This is a genomic window from Xenorhabdus ishibashii, from assembly GCF_002632755.1.
GTDB lineage: Bacteria > Pseudomonadota > Gammaproteobacteria > Enterobacterales > Enterobacteriaceae > Xenorhabdus > Xenorhabdus ishibashii.
Genome location: NZ_NJAK01000001.1, coordinates 1,306,576 through 1,330,198, shown reverse-complemented (window position 1 = coordinate 1,330,198; position 23,623 = coordinate 1,306,576). Strand labels below are relative to the sequence as shown.

13 protein-coding genes and 4 tRNA genes are annotated in these 23,623 nt (G+C 45.3%); 7 read left to right on the top strand and 10 right to left on the bottom strand.

Annotated features, from left to right (window positions below):
• Positions 1-67: 67 nt before the first annotated feature.
• The 3 genes from Xish_RS06255 to pepA all read right to left on the bottom strand — a co-directional run bounded on the left by Xish_RS06255 (position 68) and on the right by pepA (position 5,049).
• Positions 68-2,965, bottom strand: coding sequence for a valine--tRNA ligase (locus tag Xish_RS06255; RefSeq protein WP_099117157.1), 2,898 nt, complete (start codon positions 2,963-2,965; stop codon positions 68-70).
• Between the two features lie 13 nt (positions 2,966-2,978).
• Complete coding sequence (locus tag Xish_RS06250; protein WP_099117156.1) at positions 2,979-3,458, bottom strand: DNA polymerase III subunit chi; 480 nt, start codon at positions 3,456-3,458, stop codon at positions 2,979-2,981.
• Positions 3,459-3,540: 82 nt separating this feature from the next.
• Positions 3,541-5,049, bottom strand: coding sequence for a leucyl aminopeptidase (gene pepA, locus Xish_RS06245; RefSeq protein ID WP_099117155.1), 1,509 nt, complete (start codon positions 5,047-5,049; stop codon positions 3,541-3,543).
• 279 nt (positions 5,050-5,328) lie between these two features.
• Here pepA and lptF point away from each other — a divergent pair, with 279 nt between their 5' ends.
• Both lptF and lptG read left to right on the top strand, forming a co-directional pair.
• Entirely contained in the window at positions 5,329-6,426 is a 1,098-nt protein-coding gene (lptF, locus tag Xish_RS06240; RefSeq protein WP_099117154.1) for an LPS export ABC transporter permease LptF, read from the top strand.
• Entirely contained in the window at positions 6,426-7,502 is a 1,077-nt protein-coding gene (gene lptG / locus Xish_RS06235) for an LPS export ABC transporter permease LptG (RefSeq protein WP_099117153.1), read from the top strand. Before lptF ends, lptG begins: the two co-directional genes overlap by 1 nt.
• A 78-nt stretch (positions 7,503-7,580) precedes the next feature.
• Here the strand turns inward: lptG and ampH are convergent, their stop codons facing one another.
• Entirely contained in the window at positions 7,581-8,795 is a 1,215-nt protein-coding gene (ampH, locus tag Xish_RS06230) for a D-alanyl-D-alanine-carboxypeptidase/endopeptidase AmpH (RefSeq protein WP_099117152.1), read from the bottom strand.
• Between the two features lie 397 nt (positions 8,796-9,192).
• Here ampH and Xish_RS06220 point away from each other — a divergent pair.
• Positions 9,193-9,277, top strand: a tRNA-Leu gene (locus Xish_RS06220).
• Positions 9,278-9,534: 257 nt separating this feature from the next.
• Here Xish_RS06220 and tcdA read toward each other — a convergent pair.
• Together tcdA and mltA are read right to left on the bottom strand one after the other, a co-directional pair.
• Positions 9,535-10,347, bottom strand: a complete 813-nt coding sequence (tcdA, locus tag Xish_RS06215; protein WP_099117150.1) for a tRNA cyclic N6-threonylcarbamoyladenosine(37) synthase TcdA — start codon at positions 10,345-10,347, stop codon at positions 9,535-9,537.
• Positions 10,348-10,422: 75 nt separating this feature from the next.
• Positions 10,423-11,520 (bottom strand): murein transglycosylase A, encoded by a 1,098-nt coding sequence (mltA, locus tag Xish_RS06210; protein ID WP_099117149.1) that lies wholly within the window; start codon positions 11,518-11,520, stop codon positions 10,423-10,425.
• Positions 11,521-11,747: 227 nt separating this feature from the next.
• On the opposite strand from mltA, the gene Xish_RS06205 reads away from it, so the two are divergent.
• The 3 genes from Xish_RS06205 (at position 11,748) to Xish_RS06195 (ending at position 12,163) form a co-directional block, all read left to right on the top strand.
• A tRNA-Met gene (locus Xish_RS06205) sits at positions 11,748-11,824 on the top strand.
• Between the two features lie 132 nt (positions 11,825-11,956).
• Positions 11,957-12,033, top strand: a tRNA-Met gene (locus tag Xish_RS06200).
• A 53-nt stretch (positions 12,034-12,086) separates the two neighbouring features.
• A tRNA-Met gene (locus tag Xish_RS06195) sits at positions 12,087-12,163 on the top strand.
• Positions 12,164-12,352: 189 nt separating this feature from the next.
• Here Xish_RS06195 and amiC read toward each other — a convergent pair.
• A complete protein-coding gene (gene amiC, locus Xish_RS06190; protein WP_099117148.1) occupies positions 12,353-13,600 on the bottom strand; it encodes an N-acetylmuramoyl-L-alanine amidase AmiC in 1,248 nt (415 codons plus the stop codon).
• Between the two features lie 239 nt (positions 13,601-13,839).
• Between amiC and argA the strand changes: the two genes are divergently transcribed.
• On the top strand, positions 13,840-15,174 hold the full coding sequence (argA, locus tag Xish_RS06185) for an amino-acid N-acetyltransferase (protein WP_099117147.1): 1,335 nt from the start codon (positions 13,840-13,842) through the stop codon (positions 15,172-15,174).
• Between the two features lie 28 nt (positions 15,175-15,202).
• Here the strand turns inward: argA and recD are convergent, their stop codons facing one another.
• Genes recD through ptrA form a run of 3 tightly spaced genes read right to left on the bottom strand, consistent with a single transcriptional unit; the run spans position 15,203 to position 23,618 of the window.
• The gene (recD, locus tag Xish_RS06180; RefSeq protein WP_208614845.1) at positions 15,203-17,080 is read right to left on the bottom strand and encodes an exodeoxyribonuclease V subunit alpha; all 1,878 of its coding nucleotides are present in this window, start codon (positions 17,078-17,080) and stop codon (positions 15,203-15,205) included.
• A 5-nt stretch (positions 17,081-17,085) separates the two neighbouring features.
• Positions 17,086-20,736, bottom strand: a complete 3,651-nt coding sequence (gene recB, locus Xish_RS06175; RefSeq protein WP_099117145.1) for an exodeoxyribonuclease V subunit beta — start codon at positions 20,734-20,736, stop codon at positions 17,086-17,088.
• Positions 20,733-23,618 carry a pitrilysin gene (ptrA, locus tag Xish_RS06170; RefSeq protein ID WP_099117144.1) on the bottom strand — a complete coding sequence of 962 codons (2,886 nt, stop codon included), beginning with the start codon at positions 23,616-23,618 and terminating at the stop codon, positions 20,733-20,735. The genes recB and ptrA overlap by 4 nt, the downstream gene beginning before the upstream one ends.
• Positions 23,619-23,623 lie beyond the last annotated feature (5 nt).

Below are 23,623 nucleotides of genomic sequence, written 5' to 3'. Positions count from 1 at the left end.
ATTTCAAAAAAAGCCACTGCAAACTAAATTACAGTGGCTTATATGAATAAATTTCAACTAGGAAAAATTACAGTGCAGCGATAGTCTCTTTTTGCGCCAGTAATTTCTCTTTCGCGGTATTGTTGGTTGCCAAACGTTCGCGCTCTTTGGCAACAACGGCTTCCGGTGCACGGCTGACAAAACCTTCGTTAGCCAGTTTGGTTTCAATGCCGCTGATCTCTTTATCCAGCTTCTCGATTTCTTTATCCAGTCGCGCCAGTTCTGCATCTTTATTAATTAAACCAGCCATTGGGATCAACACTTCCGCCCCATTGATCAGTTTAGTAACAGAAACAGGTGCTTCTTCTCCTGCCGCCAAGACGGTAACAGAAGAAAGACGACCCATTGCCTGAATGAAATTGAGGTTTTCAGCGACACGGCGTTGTGCATCGTCATTTGCATCACGCAGCAGAACTTCCAGCGGTTTGCTTGGCGCAATGTTCATTTCTGCACGAATGTTACGTACAGCAATGATCGCTTCCTTGATCCATTCCAGATCGTTCAGTGCCAATTCATCGACTTTCGCCTGATCGAATTCAGGGAAAGATTGCAGCATGATGGTATCCGCTTCGATGCCTTTGACGACTTTCACTCGTTGCCAGATGGTTTCAGTGATAAATGGAATGATTGGGTGTGCCAGACGCAGTAAACCTTCCAAAACTTCAATCAGGGTATGGCGAGCCGCACGGACTTCGGCTTCTGTCCCTTTGTTGATAGCCGGTTTCGACAACTCCAGATACCAGTCACAGAATTGGTTCCATGTGAATTCGTAAAGAATGTTCGCGGCAAGGTCGAAACGGTAAGTATCCAACGCTTCACGATAAGCTTTAACGGTCTGGTTGAATTCGGCCAGGACCCAGCGATCTGCCAGTGATAGCGACATTTCACCACCGTTCTGGCCGCAATCCTGTCCCTCCGTGTTCATCAGCACGAAACGGCTGGCGTTCCACAGTTTGTTACAGAAGTTGCGATAGCCTTGCAGGCGCTTCATGTCCCAGTTGATATCACGACCGGTAGAAGCCAGTGCGGCCAGAGTGAAACGCAGGGCGTCAGTGCCGTGGGCTTCAATACCTTCCGCGAACTGTTTTTCAGTACGTTTGCGGATTTTGTCAGCCAGTTGTGGCTGCATCATATTGCCGGTACGTTTTTCCAGCAGGTTTTCCAGCGAGATACCGTCGATCATATCCAGAGGATCGATAACGTTCCCTTTGGATTTTGACATCTTCTGGCCTTCTTCATCGCGGATCAAGCCAGTCATGTAGACTGTCTTGAATGGCACTTGTGGCTTGCCGTTTTCATCTTTGATGAAGTGCATAGTCAGCATGATCATGCGGGCAATCCAGAAGAAGATAATGTCGAAGCCACTGACCAGCACATCAGTTGGATGGAAGGTTTTCAGTGCTTCGGTCTGCTCAGGCCAGCCAAGGGTAGAGAATGTCCACAGGCCAGAGGAGAACCAGGTATCCAGTACGTCTTCATCTTGGGTCAGGATGATATCTGTACCCAGATTATTCTCGCGGCGAACTTCTTCTTCATCGCGGCCAACATAGACATTGCCTTGTGCGTCATACCACGCCGGAATACGGTGACCCCACCACAACTGACGGGAAATACACCAATCCTGAATATCACGCATCCAGGAGTAGTACATGTTTTCGTACTGTTTGGGTACGAACTGGATATCACCGTTCTCAACTGCTTCAATCGCTACTTTCGCCAGCGGTGCTGTGCGAACATACCATTGGTCGGTCAGCATTGGCTCGATCACTACGCCACCACGGTCGCCGTAAGGCACCGTCAGGTCATGAGGTTTGATCTCAACCAGCAGCTCCTGTTTTTCGAATTCTGCTACGATCGCTTTACGGGCAGCGAAACGCTCCATGCCACGGTATTCAACAGGGATGTCGGTCGGGTAGCGATCAGAAGCTTCGCCGTTGCTATCAAAGACTTCTGCCGCTTCGCGAATATTGCCGTCAAAAGTCAGGATGTTGATCATTGGCAGGTTGTGGCGTTTACCGACTTCATAGTCATTGAAATCGTGGGCTGGGGTGATTTTCACGCAGCCAGTGCCTTTTTCCATATCTGCGTGTTCGTCACCAACAATAGGAATGCGGCGGTTCACCAGAGGCAAGAGGATCTCTTTACCAATCAGATCCTTATAACGCGGATCTTCAGGGTTCACGGCAACACCGGTATCCCCAAGCATGGTTTCTGGACGGGTGGTGGCAACGATCAGGTAGTCTTTGCCTTCCGCAGTCTTAGCGCCGTCAGCCAGCGGATAGCGCAGGTGCCACATGGAGCCTTTCACTTCACGGTTTTCCACTTCCAGATCAGAAATCGCAGTGTGTAATTTCGGATCCCAGTTAACCAGGCGCTTGCCACGGTAAATCAGATCGTCTTGATACAGGCGAACAAAGGCTTCTTTAACCGCTTTGGACAAACCTTCATCCATAGTGAAGCGTTCACGCTCCCAATCGACGGAGTTACCCAGACGGCGCATCTGGTTGGTGATATTGCCACCCGATTCTGCTTTCCACTGCCAAATCTTGTCGATAAAAGCTTCACGGCCATAATCATGGCGGGTTTTGCCTTCTTCTGCCGCGATCTTGCGCTCAACAACCATTTGAGTCGCGATACCCGCGTGGTCAGTCCCTGCCTGCCACAGGGTGTTTTTACCCTGCATACGTTGGTAACGCACCATAGTATCCATAATTGTCTGCTGGAATGCGTGTCCCATATGCAGGCTGCCGGTGACGTTTGGTGGCGGAATGACGATGCAGAAACTTTCACGGCTGGTATCGCCATTCGGTTTGAAGTAACCACTCTGTTCCCAGTGGTTGTAAAGGGGTTGCTCTATCTCTGTCGGGTTGTATGTTTTATCGAGAGATGGCTCAGATTGCGTTTGATTAGCGGGTGTCTTTTCCATTGTGTCTTGATATTCAATAGGTTGGCGGGGTTGCCATGGTCAAATTAAAGCCGACGCTACGATAGGACTTATATCGTTCGCGCGCTAACTGTTTCAGATTTTCATCAATAGGAACGAAGTCTATCACTTCATGGAAAGCTGTGGCAAAGTCTGCAAAATGAGGAAGCAGTGTCACCAACACATCGCGGGGAGCATTGCCTCTTTTTTGCGGCCAGCACAACTCCACAGGTGCGCCATAACGGGGGCCTTCGCCGGCAAGATTGTGCGGTACAAATTGACTCGGCTCTCGTTGCCATAATGCTTCATCCAATTTTTCAGCCTGTTGCTGGCTTTCACAAGCAATCAGAACCCGCTTCCCTGCACGCCATTGATCAGCAGCAAGCTGACATGCCAGCCATTCATGTGGCTGTAGATCATCTGATGATGATTGTTCCGATAACCGCTTTTCTAATGATGATAGCTTTTCTAATAAATAGAAGGTGGCGTTTTTCATAGTTTCTTGCTTGCAAGGTTTACTGGAAACAGTAAGGGTATTGCAGTTGCAATACCCTTAATTCCATTAAGCGGCAGGAGCATTAATCGTCAGAATTCAAACCTGAACGATTTAACAGGAATTGTGACAGGAGTGCAACCGGACGACCTGTTGCTCCTTTCGCTTTACCTGAACGCCATGCTGTACCTGCTATATCCAGATGTGCCCAGTGGTATTTGGCCGTGAAACGGGACAGGAAAGCACCTGCGGTAATTGCGCCACCGGAACGTCCGCACGCGTTTACCATATCGGCAAAATTGGATTCTAACTGCTCGGTATATTCATCAGCCAACGGCAGACGCCATGCACGATCGCCAGCTTGCTCTGACGCATTCAGTAGTTCATGTGCCAGTGGATTATGGTTAGACATCAGGCCGGTATAATGGCCGCCCAGAGCGACGACACAGGCGCCGGTCAAGGTTGCGACATCAATAACCAATTCTGGCTCAAAACGCTCAACATAAGTCAACGCATCACACAATACCAGACGACCTTCCGCATCGGTGTTCGTCACTTCAACAGTCTGGCCGGACATGGTAGTCAGAATGTCTCCAGGGCGATAGGCGCGTCCGCCCGGCATATTTTCACAGCCTGCCAGAACACCGATGACATTGATTGGCAATTGCAGCTCGGCAACAACGCGCATGGCACCATAGACAGAAGCAGCCCCACACATATCATATTTCATCTCATCCATGCCTTCGGCTGGTTTGATAGAAATACCGCCGGAATCAAAAGTCAGCCCTTTGCCCACTAATACGATAGGTTTCGCATTGGCGTCTGTGCTGCCTTTATACTCCATAACTGCCATCAGGGATTCATTCTGCGACCCTTGACCAACCGCCAGATAAGAATTCATACCCAGCTCTTTCATCTGCTCTTCACCAATCACTTTGGTGGTCAGATTAGCCGCATTGTCAGCAAGCTGGCGCGCCTGTGATGCTAAATAGGCAGCATTACAGATATTGGGTGGCATATTGGCGAGATCTTTCGCCGCCTTGATACCCGACGCAATGGCAAGACCGTGCTGAATAGCGCGTTCACCACTGGTCAATTCGCGGCGGGTTGGTACATTGAACACCATTTTACGCAGTGGGCGACGAAGTTCATTTTTGCTGCTTTTGAGCTGATCGAAAACATACAGTGACTCTTTAGCTGTTTCGACCGCCTGACGCACTTTCCAGTAATTATTGCGTGCCTTCACATGCAGTTCTGTCAAGAAACAAACTGCTTCCATTGAACCAGTTTCGTTGAGGGTATTGATCGTTTTCTGGATAATTTGCTTATACTGACGTTCATCCAGTTCACGCTCTTTTCCACATCCAACCAGCAAAATACGTTCAGACAGTACGTTCGGAACATGATGTAGCAACAAGGTTTGACCTACCTTGCCTTCAAGTTCACCACGGCGTAATAAGGCACTGATATAGCCATTACTTATTTTGTCAAGTTGCTCTGCGATAGGGGAAAGACGGCGGGGTTCAAACACGCCGACAATAATACAGGCACTGCGCTGTTTCTCCGGACTACCGCTCTTTACACTAAACTCCATGAGTTCTCCTGAATCTTAAAGACAAAGACGGATACAATCGCTAAAATATCGCGTTCCGCATTAATTCATCCCAAAGAAAATTAACGGTTATGTTAACTAAGCATATTATTTTTTGGTACTTAGATAACGATAACTATGTTCTAATTGGGAACCAATATATGGAATGCTTTGGTATCATTTTAGCGATGGGGAAGCCAAACTGATTCATATAAATGGTAGATATACGACGAAGTTAGCGACTTTCCTGCAAAAAGACAAGTTTTCACAGGCGTAATAAGCGTGATCATCATTAGATATCTAGTACGGGAAACCCTGAAAAGTCAAATCGCAATACTGTTCATCTTATCGCTGATCTTTTTCAGCCAGAAATTAGTTGAAGTATTGGGTGCGGCAGTGGAAGGGAATATTCCCGCAAATTTGGTTTTATCGTTGTTAGGTTTAGGTGTGCCAGAGATGGCGCAGCTTATTTTGCCCCTGAGTTTATTTCTTGGGGTATTAATGACGTTCAGTAAACTCTATACCGAAAGTGAAATCACCGTCATGCATGCCTGCGGGTTGGGCAAAAGTGTCTTGGTGAAATCAGCCCTTATTCTGGCTCTATTCACATCAGCCTTGGCGGCGGCTAACGTTATCTGGATCACGCCGTGGTCTGCCAAATATAAAGCGCAAGTGCTGGCGGATGTAAAAGCCAATCCAAGCCTTGCAGCGATTGTCGAGGGGCGGTTTAAACCTTCTCGTGATGGCAACATGGTGCTGTATATCGGTAATGTGAAGGGTAATTCTTTTGAAAATGTCTTTCTGGCTCAGCTCCGTCCGACAAATGACCAGCGCCCCTCTGTGGTAATTGCAGATGGTGGGCATATGGAAGAGCGCCCGAATGGTAATCAGGTGGCGGTACTCCATCAAGGAACGCGCTATGAAGGCACAGCACTGTTACGTGACTTCCGCATAACTGAATTCACTAATTATCAGGCCGTGATTGGGCATCAAAAAGCGGATATCGATAATAAAGTTGAACAAAAATCGATTGAGCAGCTTTGGCATGGCACCGACAACGACTCCCGCGCGGAATTTCACTGGCGTCTGACGTTGATTGTTTCGGTGCTAATTATGGCGTTGATGGTGGTGCCGTTAAGTGCCGTAAACCCACGTCAGGGGCGGATACTCAGTATGCTGCCAGCCATGTTGCTCTACCTGATTTTCTTCCTGTTGCAAAGCTCTCTGCACTCTAATGGTAGTAAAGGCAAGTTAGACCCCCTGTTCTGGATGTGGTTAGTCAATGGCGTGTATTTTGCGTTGGCTATAACGCTTAATCTATGGGATACCGTACCCATGCGTAAACTGCGTTCACGCTTTAAGACTCAAGGAGCATCATGATGTTTGGGGTATTGGATAGATATATTGGCCGAACCATCCTGCAAACCATCCTGATGACTTTGTTTATGCTGGTATCACTTTCCGGCATTATTAAGTTTGTCGATCAGCTCCGCAAAGTGGGGCAAGGGGAATATACTGCACTTTCCGCAGGCATTTATACCCTGCTGAGCGTTCCCAAAGATATTCAGATCTTCTTCCCAATGGCCGCTCTGCTTGGGGCATTATTGGGTTTGGGAGCACTGGCAACACGCAGTGAGCTGGTGGTCATGCAGGCATCTGGTTTTACCCGCCTGCAAGTGGCAGGCTCTGTCATGAAAACGGCAATCCCGCTGGTCTTGCTGACGATGGTAATTGGTGAGTGGGTTGCTCCGCAAGGAGAGCAGCTTGCCCGTAATTATCGCTCCCAAAAAATGTACGGTGGTTCATTGATGTCCACCACTAAAGGGCTTTGGGCGAAAGATGGCTATGATTTTGTCTATATCCAGAGTGTTGATAAGGACAATGCCCTAAACGGCGTTAGTATCTATCATGTTGATGACAATCAAAAACTGTTATCCATAAAATATGCAGCTTCAGCGGTGTATGACCCAAATCACCATCAATGGAAGTTATCTCAGGTTGAAGAGTCTGATTTAGTCCAAAATGGACAGATCACAGGGTCACAACGTATTTCTGCGGACTGGAAAAGTCGTCTGACACCAGAAAAATTAGGCGTAGTTTCCCTCGATCCTGAAGCGCTTTCCATACGCGGCCTGCATCAATATATTACCTACCTGAAACAGGGGCAGCAGGATGCCGGACGTTACCAGCTTAATATGTGGAAAAAAATCTTCGCACCTTTATCGGTTGCGGTGATGATGCTGATGGCTCTTTCCTTCATCTTCGGGCCACTGCGTAGTGTGCCGATGGGATTTAGGGTCGTTGTGGGTATCAGCATGGGGTTTGTGTTCTATGTCTTGAATGAGATATTTGGTCCACTGAGTCTGGTTTATAGTATGCCGCCGATATTAGGGGCGCTGTTGCCAAGTTTATTGTTTTTTATAGTGAGTGTTTACTTACTTCTGCATAGAAAATAACACTACTAAACTGCTCATTCAGTAAACCTATCTGACGCCTCCACCTTAATCGTGGAGGCAATCCCTTCCTTAACGAAACTACATTTGATGATGGTTTTGTGCCAATGCGGCAACTAATTCATTAACGCCATTTGTCACGCGACTAAATTTACTTTGCTCCTTGCGCGTCATCACTACAAAAACGCCGATATTGCTTTCAGGTATCATCGCCATATAGGTATTAAATCCGCCACCACCGCCAGTTTTCTGATAAATGCCGGGAACATTGCCTTTGGCATCCATATATACCCAGCCAAGCCCGATACCATCTGCCGAACCGGCAACATCCATCCCTTTGATTGAGGTCAGTTCGGCACGTTTAAAGTAGATACCTTGTTCACGGCTGGCAGTCTGTTTTCTCAATTGATTATGGGAAGATAAAAATTGTTGCATCCAGCGTTGCATATCTGCGGGAGTGGAATAAATTCCGCCACTACCCGCTGCGGCAGTGGTATGCATACAAGGACTTGATTCCACGCCAGCCATCAAACGGGCACATTGGGATTTCGTGGGGGTCAGCGTTGTATCCCGCATGTGATAAGGATGGGTAATCTCCTCTTGCAACAGATGGGGATATGGCTTTCCCATAGCCTTGGAAAGGGCATCTGCCAGTAAATCATAGGCCAGATTAGAATACGAAGCTGTTTTGCCAGGGAGAACCTCTATTCCTGCGGTTTTCAGCCATGTCCAGCGGTTCGATTGGGTCGGCCAAATAAACACAGGGCGTCCCCACTTTCCGCCCGGCTGTTCCCGTGGTAACCCGCTGGTATGGCTCGCCAGATGATACAGCCGGATTGGTTGAGCGCCATAATCCGGTACACGGACACCGAAATAAGCGTATTTCTGCAATGGATCGGTAATCTTAAGGTGCTTTTTCTGCGCCAACTTAACCATGACCTCGCTGGTCATCAATTTGGTAATAGAAGCAATACGAATCAAAGAATCCTGTCGTGGCCGAACGCCGCTTCCTGGATAAGTTTCTCCAAAACTGCGATGTATGACTTGATTATTATCGATGACCACCATCGCCATTCCCAAAGGATTGCCCTCTTTAAAGATGGATTGGGAATACTGCTCGACCAATGTTGTAGCCATTTTCTTGATATTGTCATTACTTTCGAACACTTCCCATTTTGCCGGTTGCACATTGGATTGCTGAAGTTTTTTCTGGTGTAAATGACCATAATCCGCACAAGCTGAAATCGTCCATGCCATGACGGAAACTGCACACAGTTTATATAGCCGTTTTTTCATTTTTGGATTAACCAATCAGGAAGTATTCAAATGGAAGGATAAAGCTGTTATTTATTTTTCTTAAATATCGCCATAATGGCACCAATAGCGATACCCAACAGGATACCTGTAAAAATCCAACTGATAATAGTCATGATAATTTACCTCATAGCAGTGTATTGTTTTGAATTATATAAGGAGTTTATAGGTTGTCTATGGGGTGGAAGGAATTGTGTGAGGAGGAATTTGCGGAGTGTGGTGGAAAAGATGGTTGTGTTTTAAGCGCTGCGGGTAAGAAATTGGTGAAAAAACAGAATAAACGATTCTTTTTTCGGCACTTGAACAAAATCGAAAGGATAAGTGTTGCGAATGCGCTTCTGACAGGTATAATTAGCCCCGTTCTCCGAATCATTTCAGTGCCGAAGTGGCGAAATCGGTAGACGCAGTTGATTCAAAATCAACCGCCTTCGGGTGTGCCGGTTCGAGTCCGGCCTTCGGCACCATTCGTTAGTTTCCTAACGTCTACCCAAGTCTACAAACTCCCAAAAAACTCCAATAAATCAATAAAGTTTGTTATTTTGATGTCTATTGTGGTCTGTTGCAATCAACACGCAGTAAGGGGCATAATTTGGGGCACCGACACTTCGATTTTAAATGTGCCCCAAAAATGAAACTAAACGCCCGACAAAACATCAACACGCCCTAATAACATTAGCAGGCTTTTGAGGTGTCTGAGATCTTTATACCATTACAAGCTCGCTTAAAACCCATTCTCCCGTTCAGCTTTTGCCACCATCTTTTTCAATGCGTGGGATACAGCAACAAAACCAAAAGTCGCCGTAACCATCGTTGCGGCACCAAAACCAGAAGCACAATCCATTCGCTTAGAACCATCCGCCGTACTTTTGGCAGTACAGACTGAGCCGTCAGATTGCGGATAAACTAGCTGTTCTGTTGAAAAAACACAGTCAATACCTAACTTACCCTTGCCGTTTTTCACTACGCGGAAATCTGACTTCAAGCGCTCTTTCAATTTCGCCGCCAATGGATCTTGCACCGTTTTCGCTAAATCCACCACCTGAATCTGGGTAGGATCAAGTTGCCCACCCGCTCCGCCAGTCGTCACAATCGGGATCTTATAGCGGCGACAATAGGCCAATAACGCTGCTTTTGGCCGTATGCTATCAATAGCATCAATAACATAGCCAAATCCCGTGGACATCAATTCAGCCACATTATCAGGTGTGACAAAATCATCAATGCAAGTGACCTGGCACTCAGGATTGATCGCTCGTATCCGCTCCGCGATGACTTCCGTCTTTGGCAAGCCCACATTCTGTACCAAAGTGTGTAATTGGCGATTGGTATTGGTGATGCAAACATCATCCATATCAATCAACGTAATAGCACCAATACCGGTACGTGCCAGCGCTTCTGCCGCCCATGAACCCACACCGCCAATACCCACAACACAGACATGTGAACGGGCAAATAATGAAAGCGCTTTCTGGCCATATAACCGCGCCGTACCAGCAAAACGCTGAAGATAAGCATCAGAGAGAGAAACTTGCATTGCTAAATAAATCCTGCATAAAACCCACCTCTATTGAGACAGGTTATCGATTGATGGTTTGAATTGGAGGGGATCTTACTGGTTTGCCGCCAAAAAACCAGATGATGCTTTCTTCAATACCCAAACACGGCCATAGTGATTATAAAAACCCGCCATTTCACCAGCCTTCTCCCCAACTCCGTGATAAATATCGAAATGATTCCCTTTAATGGCACCACCAACATCCAGTGCCACCATCAGACGCATTCGATACTGGCCGGTGAATTTGCCTTTTTCATCCAGCACAGGCACTTCCGCCAGTAATGCGGTTCCAGGAGGGATCAATGATTTATCAGACGCTACTGAGGCTTTTGCAATAAGGGGCACAGCACTGGCTCCTCTCACAAGGGTATAGGATTCAGGCTTAAAGAAAACAAATGAAGGATTCTTCTCCAACAATTCTCTCACTTCGGCCTCGCTGTGTTGTTCTCCCCACTGACGGATCGCTTTCATCGACATTTTTTCGCTCGGTACTTCTCCCCTATCGATCAGCACTTTGCCAATACTACGATAGGCATGCCCATTTTTTCCCCCATAACCAAAAAAGGTCAATGGACGTCCATCACCAAAATCGACATAGCCACTCCCTTGTACTTCCATCATAAAATTATCCATCAGGGAGTTACTGTACCCAATAATAAATTTCTTGCTCAGGGCACCTCTATATATCTCAGAGCGACTTGGCAAACGGGTACGTAAATGAGTTGGCATACGATACAGCGGATATTTAAACTCTCCTTGCTTGGTATGCCGTGCTTGCAAAACGGGCGTGTAATAACCGGTAAACTTCACGTTGCCGTATTTATCTTCACCTTCCATCTGATAAGCCAGCAGACCGAACTCATTTAAATCACGGGTATCACCACCAGATAGCATCCAGTGCTCAATTGCATTAAATAATTCACGATTATTACCATAGAGACGAGGAGAAGTGTCGCTAATATATTTAACTTGAGTGGCAAAGTCCTTAGCATTAACCGGAGAACCTTCGGCATTAGGGATATTAACTAACTGCAAGTTTTGGGTAATTCGCCCATCCTTATATTGCTGTGCCTGATCAGTGGGGCGAAAATGGCATCCCGATAATAACGAAATGACGCATCCAAATAGAAGATATCTGCCGTAAACTCTCATATTAATGCCTTATCTCTGGCTATCACTTACTCGAACCACGAACAATACCAAACACTTATAAATAATGAAATGTAGTTAGATAAAATAGCTTACCATTTTAGCCAGACCTATCGAACAAAAACAAAACAGTTAGATCACTTTCAAAGCAAAGGCCAAATAAATTTAGTAAATATCAATAAAAAAACTTGCAACTGCTGCGTTCCAGAGTATAGTGTGCCGACATCAGACGCGGGGTGGAGCAGCCTGGTAGCTCGTCGGGCTCATAACCCGAAGGTCGTCGGTTCAAATCCGGCCCCCGCAACCAACTTGATTTTATATTAACCTTGGTATGATGTAGCGTAGATTTGCTCTGACAGCAAAGACAGCTTAGTAGTAAAAATGTCATTATTTAGTGTTTGCATTCATGATTGCTAATCAAGATTTGCAGATAGACGGACGCGGGGTGGAGCAGCCTGGTAGCTCGTCGGGCTCATAACCCGAAGGTCGTCGGTTCAAATCCGGCCCCCGCAACCAACACTATATGATGTCATTATTCAGTGTTTGCATTTGATTTGCAGACAGACGGACGCGGGGTGGAGCAGCCTGGTAGCTCGTCGGGCTCATAACCCGAAGGTCGTCGGTTCAAATCCGGCCCCCGCAACCAATTTTCTTTTTTCCTATTTTCCCTTCAGTTTTCATCTCTGCTTTATATTTTCTAATTTGATTACCTAATTTCCACTCATTTTTACATTCGTGTTTAAATATTATTTCATTCCAGCTTAAACATGCTTAAACATGAATGTAAAAAAAATAGCCATCATCGCATCATAAGCAATAAGCTTTAGCGGATATTTCACCGCCGTGCCAATTCTGCTCCGTTTTTGAAATACGCCTTAATACCAGCAAAAATAGATTCCGCCACTTGTTGTTGGAATTTTGCTGTCTTAAGTTTACGTTCTTCTGCCAAGTTACTGATAAATGCAGTTTCTACCAAAATAGAAGGAATATCTGGAGCTTTCAACACCGCAAATCCGGCCTGATCGACGCTATTTTTGTGCAGTTTATTGATTTTTCCTATCCGCCTGAGCACTTCGTTACCAAATTTCAAGCTATCATTGATAGTCGCAGTTTGAACCAAATCCAACATGGTATGATCCAAATATTTATCGCCACTTTTGCTGACTCCACCAATTAAGTCAGCTTCGTTCTGAGTTTGGGCGAGAAAACGAGCTGTATTGCTGGTTGCGCCCTTAGTCGAAAGAGCAAAAACGGATGAACCCCGTGCAGAGCGATTTGTAAAGGCATCCGCATGAATAGAAACAAAAAGATCAGCCCGCATTTTACGCGCCTTTGCCACTCTCACCGTCAAGGGGATAAACACATCTTCATTACGCGTCATGTAAACTTTCATGCCTGGCTCACGTTTGATGAGTGCCTGTAAACGACGGGCAATCTGCAACACGACATCTTTTTCACGGGTTTTATATTTCCCAATCGCACCAGAGTCTTCACCACCATGACCCGGATCGAGCATAATCACAATTGGCCTGTCTTTGCCTGCCTTGCCGGGTTTACGTGTCTGTGCGGGCAAATGCTGTTCTAAACTCCCACTGTTGTACTCTTCAAGCAGGGCTAATAAAGGATCATTAGCCACATCAACAGCCTTTTGGGGATACAGGTCGAGCACCAGACGGTGTTTAAACTTCGCAATGGGTGGCAATGTAAAAATATGCGGGGAGACAGGTTGTTTTATTTCAAAGACTAAACGCACTGTTTTAGGATTAAATTGCCCTGCCCGTACTAATTTTAAGTAAGGATCACGTTGCTGAACCTGTGCCCCCATGCTGCTCAAAATGCTATTAAGCTGGACACCCTGCAAATCAATGACAATACGATTAGGGTTTGAAAGCGAAAATTGGCGATACTTAAGTGGAATATTAGACTCCAACGTCACTCTGGTATAACTCGATGCAGGCCAAATACGAACAGCAATAACTTTTGAAGTCGCTGCATGACCTATTGGGCTGATACTTAATAACCATACAGCGGCTGCTCCTTTCAGCAGGCGACGACGTGAAGTATTATGGTCTGAATAACTCATTGTTTATTCCGCTTCAAAACAACCAAACGCAGTAATTTCTACCAAACATAATAGTTAGGCAGGAACTCTAATTAATTAGCAAACTTCTGTCATCAAAAAACGTATTTTTTGCTCATTTAACTTATTTATATCAATATAAATAATAACGTTATTTTTATCCATGTTTCCTCTTGCCATTTCCCCTCAAAAAGAATAAAAATACAAAAAATACGAATAGAAATTCAATCAGAGAGGGTTTCATGAAAGAACGCAGTACCGAATTGGTTGAAGTCTTCCGTCACTCGGTTCCATATATCAATGCCCATCGCGGCAAAACCTTTGTCATTATGCTGGGAGGTGAAGCCATCGCCCATGAGAATTTCTCCAATATCGTCAACGATATTGGATTACTGCATAATCTGGGCATTCGCTTAATCGTTGTTTATGGCGCCCGCCCACAAATTGAGCAGAATATAGCCGCACACAATTGCCAATCGATTTATCACAAACACACCAGAGTAACCGATACCAAAACACTGGATTTGGTCAAACAGGCAGCCGGCCTATTACAGTTAGAGATTACAGCGCGCCTTTCCATGGGTTTAAACAACACCCCATTACAAGGCGCTAATATTAGTGTTGTCAGCGGAAACTTTGTTATCGCCCAACCTTTGGGAATCGACGACGGAGTCGATTATTGCCATAGTGGCAGGATCCGCCGTATTGATGAAAGAGCGATCAACCAGCAACTGGATAGTGGTGCTATCGTGCTAATTGGACCAGTTGCGGTTTCTGTTACAGGAGAAAGTTTCAATCTCACTTCCGAAGAAATTGCAACACAGTTGGCAATCAAATTAAAAGCAGATAAATTAATTGGGTTTTGCTCATCTCAGGGCGTACTTGACGCTAAAGGCAATACCTTATCAGAGATGTTTCCCAATGAAGGGGAAGTACACCTGAACGAACTGGAAAATGCTGGTGATTATTATTCAGGAACCGTGCGTTTCTTAAGGGGAGCAATCAAAGCTTGCCGCCGTGGCGTTCGCCGCAGCCATTTAATCAGTTATCAAGAAAATGGTTCGTTGATTCAGGAACTATTTTCCCGCGAAGGTATCGGTACCCAAATAGTTATGGAACGTTCGGAACAGATACGCCGCGCCAATATCAATGACATTGGTGGCATTCTCAAACTTATTCGCCCATTAGAGCAACAAGGTATTTTGGTACGCCGTTCACGTGAACAACTGGAAATGGAAATTGATAACTTCACCCTGATTGAACTTGATAATATCACTATCGCCTGCGCCGCCCTATACCCTTATCCTAATGAAAAAATTGGAGAAATGGCCTGTGTTGCTGTACATCCAGATTACCGAAGCTCTTCCAGAGGTGAAATTCTGCTAGATTCTATTTCCAGTCAGGCAAAACAGAAAGGATTGGAAAAACTTTTCGTGCTCACGACTCGCAGTATTCACTGGTTTCAAGAGAAAGGCTTTGAGCCAGCAGGGATAGATATGTTGCCCGTGGAAAAACAAGCGCTGTATAACTATCAGCGCTGTTCCAAAATTTTGATGCTGGATTTACAGAATTACTAACCATACAACCCTTAGCCACATCGCCTTCTTATTGCGGGTTGAACCAATCTGTCAACCCGCTTCGTCGCTGTGTTGCTGTAGCTACAGCTTTATCTAAAACTGGTTTATTGGCATAAATCGTTAGTTTTTCCCTCGCCCGTGTTAGTGCGGTATACACTAATTCTCTGGTGAGTATTGGTGAGTATTGAGTCGGTAACACCAAGGCAGTATGCTCGAATTCAGATCCTTGAGATTTATGCACTGTCATCACATAGGCTGTTTCATGTTGAGGTAATCGACTCGGCTGAAACCCTTTAATCTGTCCATCAGACAACTGGAAATAAGCTTTCAGCTCATTATTCTGATTGTTGAGCATAATCCCGATATCCCCGTTAAACAGCCCAAGGGTACTGTCATTACGCAATATCATGATAGGTCGCCCAACATAACCACGGCTCTCCACATGTTTGGGCAGGATAATAACACCTTTTCTATGCAGTAATTGTTCCATTCGTTGGTTCAGCCCCGTAACACCAAAAGGGCCTTCCCTTAACGCGCACAGCAATCGAAAGCGATTGAATTCCGCTAAAATGGCTTCTTCTGCCGCCCGTTCATTTGCCATTGCTAAATACTGAGAATAACCAGCAGCGGTTTCCGCCAACAAACGCTGATAATCTTCATTCGCTGCAAGTGGATAAAAATTAACATCGGGAAAAGACTGATTCAGCACTGCCGCAACACCTCCTCGATCCCCTTGATTTACAGCCGAAGCCAATTGCCCAATACCAGAAGACGAGTTGAAACGATAACTTTTGCGCAGCAAGCATAAACAATCCCGCACGGTGGAAGCATTTTTATCGGAATGTAAGGTGAAATAAGGTGTTAACTGACATCCGGTTAATCGCGCCAATTGCTCAGTACGCTTGGAACTATAGCCTTGTTCAGCAAAACGGCAAATATCTCCCAATACTGCTCCTGCTTCAACCGATGCAAGCTGGTCTTTATCCCCGAGAAAAATGACTTTCGCCCGCGGTGGCAAAGCATCAATCAAGTGAGCCATCATCGGTAAATCCACCATTGAAGCTTCATCAATGATCAAAATATCTAGAGACAGCGGATTATCACGCCCATAACGCAATTTCTGGCTATTGGGTTGTGCGCCCAGTAAACGGTGGATCGTTTGTGCCTGTTCTGGAATGCTATGCCACTGTTCTGGCGTTAAATCGAGTTTCTTGACCGCTTCCCTTAGCGATTCAGTTAATTTGGCCGCTGCCTTACCGGTTGGTGCCGCCAATTGAATACTTAACTTTTTTCCTTCATGTAACTTGATCAAGGCAGCCAATAATTTCGCTACGGTTGTGGTTTTTCCGGTTCCTGGCCCTCCAGAGATCACTGAAATACGGCTGGTTACAGCCACTGCCGCCGCAACTTTCTGCCAATCGATTTCCCCTTCAGCAGTGATACCAAAAAGCTCATCCAAAATACGACGCAATTGAATTTCATCAAAAGTCGCGGTGAACTCCACAGCAGCAAAAAAATCCGCCACCCGCCGTTCACTTTGCCACATACGTTGTAAATATAGGCGGTAATCACCCTCCCTTTGATGGGTAAGGATCATCGGTGCCGGAGATTCTCCCAGACTTACCGCCGGACATGCCTGCAAAATAGCCAAAATTTGCTGTTGATCGGGTTCTCCGACTAAAGACCAAAGCGATGCAGCTAATTCCGGTTGTCTGCCTTCAAAAAAATATTTTGGGGAAATCCGCTCCAACGGTAAACAAACATGCCCTGCGCCTGATTCAGCGCTTAACAAGGCTGTAATCAATAGTAGCAGCGGATTTTCATCTTCAATCATCGCATAAGCAAACTGGACATCCAAAGGACGCAGCAGCTTCTGGCTCACCGCTTGTTGCAAGAATGACATCATGGAATTCATACGCTTTGCTCCTCATCAACAGCACTGAAAAGCGTATCCAGTTCGTCAATAAATTCAAAGGGAGGCAAGTAGGAGTAAATACCATGCCCTGAGTTATCTTTATCAATACCACGCAGAAACAGATAGATCACGCCACCAAAATGGCGACGATAATCATAATGGGTTAATCGATGGCGTAAATAACGGTGCAGAGCTAAAGTATAAAGCTGGTACTGGAAATCGTAACGATGCTCTATCATGGCTCTTGCCATCGCTTCTTGCGTATATGACTGACTGTTCTCACCTAACCAGTTTGATTTGTAATCCACTACGTAAAATTTATCTTGCCAGCAAAAAACCAAATCAATAAAACCTTTTAACATGCCTTTGACTTGATGAAAGGACAATGGGGCACATTGCGCAGACAACGGATCATAACGACGGGTTATTGCATCCAGCTCTTTTGCATGTAATAAGTTATCCACTGGCAAGTAAAACTGCATTTCACTTTGCTGGAGGTGACGAGGCACACTGGCAAGTTTCATTCCTTGCCCGTCTAACTCTGCGCCCAGAATATCCTCTATCCACTGTTCCAATACGGGTGCCCAGTTTTCATCAAACCCTGACGCTAACAATTTCTCCACCAACCATGCCTGATCAGGGGACTTCCTGAAATCCAGATCTTCTAAGATACTGTGCAGGAATGTACCCGCAGACGTACCACGTGGAAAAGTATGCGGCGTCATCTGTCCTGATTGCTCTCCCTGCTTTTCACCACGAGCATCAATATCCAGCTTTGGCGAAATGGATTGCACAATCACATCAACTGATTCCTCAAATGCACCAACATAAGTAGGGGAAATAGCGTGGGAAGCGGAATATTGTAACCCCGAATAACTCGTCACCCGCCAATCATCCCGAACAGAACGTTGTAATTTTCTGGCTTCCAGCAACAGAGTATTTTCACTTTGTGGACACCATTGCAAATCAGTAGCATCTCCCACTTGCTCTATCTCTGTGCCATCATCACAAAGCTCATTTAAGCTATTAACCAATAGTTCTGCATCACCTTTCTGCCCCTTTTGCAGCAAGTATCCAAGGGCAGATAAGTGCAAATCAGTATCACCAGCTTTCCCTCTATTCCCTTTGATAAGCGGAGCTACCCCAACGCTACAGTGATAAACCGAGCGTGTTAATGCAACGTAGAGCAAGCGTAAATCCTCAGCCAAGCGTTCTTCATCAGCCAGCTCCAAAGCTTCTTTCAACGCTTCATCATCATGGGAAATATTAAGGTGAGCCTCAAAGTTATGGCGATCGTGGTAAACAGCCTGCTTCTGCTTCCTGTAACCACAAACAAAAGGCAGACAAACCAATGGATATTCAAGTCCCTTAGATTTATGAATGGTACAGATCTGCACTAGATGCCTATCACTTTCCAATCGCAGTTGTTGGTTTTCTGATTGCGGATTAGGGCGTGAAATCTGTTGCGCCAGCCAGCGGGCAACGGCATGTTCGCTATCTAATTGCTGAGATTCCTCCTGTAACAGCTCACTAATGTGCATAACATCGGTAAGCCGGCGTTCACCATCATCACCGGCCAGCAGATTTTCTGCTATCCGATATTTCACCATTACTGCCCGCAACATGGGTAATACGCCACGAGTACGCCATAAACGGGCATAACCATCAAATTCATCAACCAGACGATCCCAGGCTTTTTCATCATTATTCAACTGGTCAATTTGTTGTGCACTTAAGCCAAATAGACTACTGGCTAATGCACTGCGTAATTCGCGCGCTTTTTCCGGTGCCAATACTGCCTGTAACAACCACAGCAAATCTTTCGCTTCTGGGGTATCAAACACACTTTCTCGGTTGGAAAGATAAACTGATGGTATCTTCAGCACGTTCAATTCCTTACGGATTAACGCTGCCTCTCGGCGATCACGCACCAACACCGTAATATCTGCCGCCATAACCGGACGGCTTTCTTCTGTTTGTTTATTTTTTGCCTGATATAAAAGCGCCTTCCCTTCTTGCCCTGCCTGCAACCAATCCCGTATCTGGGCAGCACATTGTCGAGCCATAGTTTGCTCATATTCCCCTTTGGAAACACCTTCACCAGACTGTAACCAAAAGCGTAAGGATGCTTGATCCGTACCATGCAAAGAAAATCTCAGGCTATGATTTCTCTCTGCTGCATTGACGTTAATAAATGGGATTTGTGCAAACAAAAACGGGTGTTGCGGGCGAGAAAACAGTTTATTGACAGCCTGAACCATTGACGCAGAAGAACGCCAGTTCGTTTCCAACGTGTAATGGACTTTAACGTTAGAACGGGCACGAATGTAGGTAAAAATATCCGCCCCACGAAACGCATAAATCGCTTGTTTGGGGTCGCCAATAAACAGCAAGCCAGTTTCATTTTTAGCCCGCTCATTTTCTGATTTCTGGCAATATATGGCCTGAAAAATGCGATATTGTTGTGGATCGGTATCCTGAAACTCATCAATCATTGCAACGGGATAGCGCTGCCGAATGGTTGCTGCAAGCTGCTCCCCTTCTACACGCCGCAAAGCACTATCCAGACGGGTTAGCAAATCATCAAAGCCCATATAGCCACGGTTCAGCTTTTCCTGATTAATCGCTTGGCGAACTTCAACAATCGCTTTGGCGATGATGATATCTTTTAATGTCAGCGGATGCTGATATAAACCATCAATTGCTGCAAACAGCGCGTGCTGTGGAGCCTCCCCTTTTTTGGTCTTTTCTAACAAGCGCGATTGACAAAATTTATCCAAATCTTTGGGTAATAGATAATCTTTAGTCGGTGATTTAGCCCACTCAGAAACACTATTCAGCCAATTAGGTAAATACTTTTTGCTGTAACTACGCTTATCAACACCTGAATGAGTAATAAGTTCCTCTAGCTCAGAAGCAGTATCATTCCACTGCTGCTTTATCGCATCAATCTGCTCAATGATTTTCTGATGACGGCTAAACAACGTTTCATCACCATCCGGTGCATTGACGATATACGGCATATCTCCTTGTAAATAGCTCGAAATATCTTTCAATAATGCTTCCGGCCCACTCCATATCCGGCTGACTTCCGCAGCGATTGGCAAGGGTAGGGGATAACAGTGACGCCGCCAAAAATCGGCACAGCCTTGTTTACGTAACTGGTTTTCATCCTGAATTAAGGTCTGATCAAACAGTACACCCGACTCAAACGCATTGTGTACTAACATACGCTGGCAAAAACCGTGGATGGTATAAATCGCCGCCTCATCCATCTGGCGTTCAGCAGCTAATAACCAACTGGCCGCACTTTCCTTGTCAGAAATTTCATCCAATAATTGCTGATAGATAGGATCGCTAGCCGCTGTTTCTTCCCGTATACAAGCCAAACGGAGCTGGTGGATATTCTCTCGGATACGTCCACGTAATTCATCTGTCGCCGCTTGCGTAAAAGTAACAACCAGAATTTCTTCAACATTTAGCGGGCGGGAAAAGGCGGCAGAGCCACCCAATCCCAGTAACAACCGGAGATACAACAAGCCTATCGTATAAGTCTTTCCTGTTCCCGCAGAAGCTTCGATCAGCCGCTGACCATACAGCGGCAGTGTTAACGGATTAAGCTTATGAGAGAGTATTTCTTTGCTCACTGAGCATTCACCTTAACCGGTAATTGTTTTTGGAAATCTGACACATAATCGTAAGTTTGCCAGCCTTTCAGTTCTGCATATTGATGAGCTGTACCTTTTTTTCCTGTAATTTGGGAAATCAGCGCCAATCCCTGACGTTTAAGCACAGCTTTTTCATAAAACGCAATAATCTGTGCTTTAGTGGCTTTCTCCATCGCGGCAATGACTTTCTCACGTGTATCAAATTTGAAGTTGTTGCGCCCAAAATCTGCATCAAAGACAGCCACTTCTGAATAGAAAGTCTGTGGCGGCTCACGCATTTCTGTCAGCAGTGATTTTTTATACTGTTCAAACTCAGCATCAGACATCGCTTTCAGCTTTTTATCAGCCTGTTGATAGAAGCTCTGGTAACGTCGATGCAGGTAATCCGGTTGTTTACTGTTACTTTGCAGCAAGAAACCTAATCCCCACTGTTTACCTATATTTTGGTTAAAAGCAAAAACCGCATAACCAAGCTGTTCTGTCGTTCTCAATTGATCATAGAACCACGGTGACAAAATGTTACTCAGTAAATTGGAATAGACATATCCCTTGATACGGTCATACCCCGTTGGAATAAAAATTTCGGCCAGAGCGTTATCTGTACTATTCGCGGTACCATTGAAATTAGCCGCATAATTACGATCAATGACAAGACGTTCGCCAGTCCACCATATTGTTCCTTGGTTAGCTAGCTGCTTTTGTGCTGACTGAACGATATCGATACTCTGCTGTTCAGTAAAATTACCGAAGACTAAAGCCTGTAATGCCGCGTGTTGGATCATGCTCTGACGGTATTTCACGATGTCATCAATAGTGATGGTATCCAGCACTTGCAATTTTTCGGCTTGTTCAAAGTAAGGTACGCCAGAGAGGCGGGAAATAGGTTGCATAGCCATTTGAAAAGCTTTGCCATTATTGGCAACTTCCATTTGTTCCCGATACCACGATTTCGCTTGAGCCAGTTCTTCTTGAGTCGGTATAAACGAAATATATTGATCAATCGCTGAAGTTAACAACTCTGGTAAGTGTTGTGTATAACCATTAACACCGATCTTCAAACCATCAACATAGCTTGTATAAACCCCCATTCCGCCAACCGATGCCTGATAACCTAGTTGATCAAGTGTAAGTGCAGACAAATAGCTCAATAAGGTATCTGAAACCTGATCTTTGATGTTTTTCAATCCATTGGGGTTACGCATCTCCAGTGCAATACTGCCTTTAGGTTCATCCGCAAAATATTGGCTCGGCATATACAGCAAGCGAACATTTGGCTGTTCCAAAATCATTTTAGGGTGTTCTTGGCTGCCAGATGTTTTAACCAAGGATAAATCATCAGGAATATAGGGATTTAATTCAGGCAAAGAGAATAGATCTCCTTGTTCGAGTTTTTTCCATTCTGCCAACTGTTTTGGCGTAATTTTATTAACTTGATACGGTGCCTGCACAAAGTAAGCTTCTTTGTTATGTGGTTCTGTTGGGCTGATAAACCAGATACGCGCATTTTCAGGTGTTAATTCGTCCAGACGGCTAGCTATCGCTTTTGGATTAAACTCATCTGCAACGTAATCCGCATCCAGCACATGGGATATAGGCAATACCAGCATGGCATCAGACAGCCCTTCAATGTAGTTCATATTCCGTACGATTGATGCATACTGGAAAGACAAATTCAGAACCTTAGCCATTTCATCGAAATAACTCTTGTTAATCCCCTGTTGCTTTAACAGATTAATATAAGAAAAGATGGCTGCAATAACTTGATCACGATGCTCAAGACCCTTATCCGTTAGCGAAACATAAATATCAAACGACCCTGAATTACCATCAGCTTTGGGGTTTGCACTAGCGCCAATACTTTCGATTAATCCCTGCTTTTGCAACCAGTCAGACAAAGTATTTTGGCTGCGATTACCAATCAAATACCCGACATACTCATCTGTTTTGCTGAGAAAATCTGCACTGTTGTCAGCAATGCTAAACTCCAGCCGCAACGCTTTGTAAGGTGTTGCCGGCACATAATGGATAATGGTGCCTTTTTCTTTATCTGTGATAGCCGGAACTGAAATGGCAGGCACCGAAGCATGTCGGTTTGGAATACGGCCAAAGGTTTCTGCTGCAATCTGAGCCAATTTATCGATGGATTGATTACCATACATCACCCCTTTCATCAAATTAGCGGAGTAATAGCGTTGGTAAAAATCAATCAAGGTCGTCTGTAATTTGCTGTCAGGTTTGTCTTTAAGTGTTTCTAAATTTCCACCAGCAAAGCGAGCATTGGGGTGAGCCGGATTAATGGTCTCAGAACGGACTTGCCATAAGCGATGCGCCTCCCCCGCACGAGCGATGGTCATTTCATTATCAACCGCATGGCGTTCACGATCAGCATTGCCTGGTTCCAGTAGAGGTTCAGCAAGCGCATCTGCAAGGCGATCAACTGCTTCTCTTAAGGAACTATTTTCAACTTCCAGATAGAATGCCGTACGATTGGCAGTGGTACTGGCGTTACGGCTTCCCCCATGTTTCTGCAAAAATTCAGCAAACTCTCCTGGTTGCGGGTAACGTTTGGAACCCATCAATACCATATGCTCAAGATAGTGGGCCAAACCAAGCTGATTATCTGGATTTTCCATATGACCAACCGGAAGAGATACAGCAGCTAATGATTTAATCGCTTTTTCATCAGAAACCAGCAGAACTGTCATGCCATTTTGCAATTTAATAGCTTTATATTGACGAGGATCGCGATCACTTTTGTGGATAGTATCTGGCAGTGGCTGCCAAGGTGATTGTGCATATACAGTAACTCCAAAAAATAGCAGAAAGAGCACCGTCACGATACGGATAAGACATTTAGGCATAACCT

Bases quoted from the DNA above. Each gene is read 5' to 3' on its own strand.
- Xish_RS06255 (WP_099117157.1), bottom strand. From the start codon at position 2,965: ATGGAAAAGACACCCGCTAATCAAACGCAATCTGAGCCATCTCTCGAT.
- Xish_RS06250 (WP_099117156.1), bottom strand. From the start codon at position 3,458: ATGAAAAACGCCACCTTCTATTTATTAGAAAAGCTATCATCATTAGAA.
- pepA (WP_099117155.1), bottom strand. From the start codon at position 5,049: ATGGAGTTTAGTGTAAAGAGCGGTAGTCCGGAGAAACAGCGCAGTGCC.
- lptG (WP_099117153.1), top strand. From the start codon at position 6,426: ATGTTTGGGGTATTGGATAGATATATTGGCCGAACCATCCTGCAAACC.
- ampH (WP_099117152.1), bottom strand. From the start codon at position 8,795: ATGAAAAAACGGCTATATAAACTGTGTGCAGTTTCCGTCATGGCATGG.
- tcdA (WP_099117150.1), bottom strand. From the start codon at position 10,347: ATGCAAGTTTCTCTCTCTGATGCTTATCTTCAGCGTTTTGCTGGTACG.
- mltA (WP_099117149.1), bottom strand. From the start codon at position 11,520: ATGAGAGTTTACGGCAGATATCTTCTATTTGGATGCGTCATTTCGTTA.
- amiC (WP_099117148.1), bottom strand. From the start codon at position 13,600: ATGAGTTATTCAGACCATAATACTTCACGTCGTCGCCTGCTGAAAGGA.
- argA (WP_099117147.1), top strand. From the start codon at position 13,840: ATGAAAGAACGCAGTACCGAATTGGTTGAAGTCTTCCGTCACTCGGTT.
- recD (WP_208614845.1), bottom strand. From the start codon at position 17,080: ATGATGTCATTCTTGCAACAAGCGGTGAGCCAGAAGCTGCTGCGTCCT.
- ptrA (WP_099117144.1), bottom strand. From the start codon at position 23,618: ATGCCTAAATGTCTTATCCGTATCGTGACGGTGCTCTTTCTGCTATTT.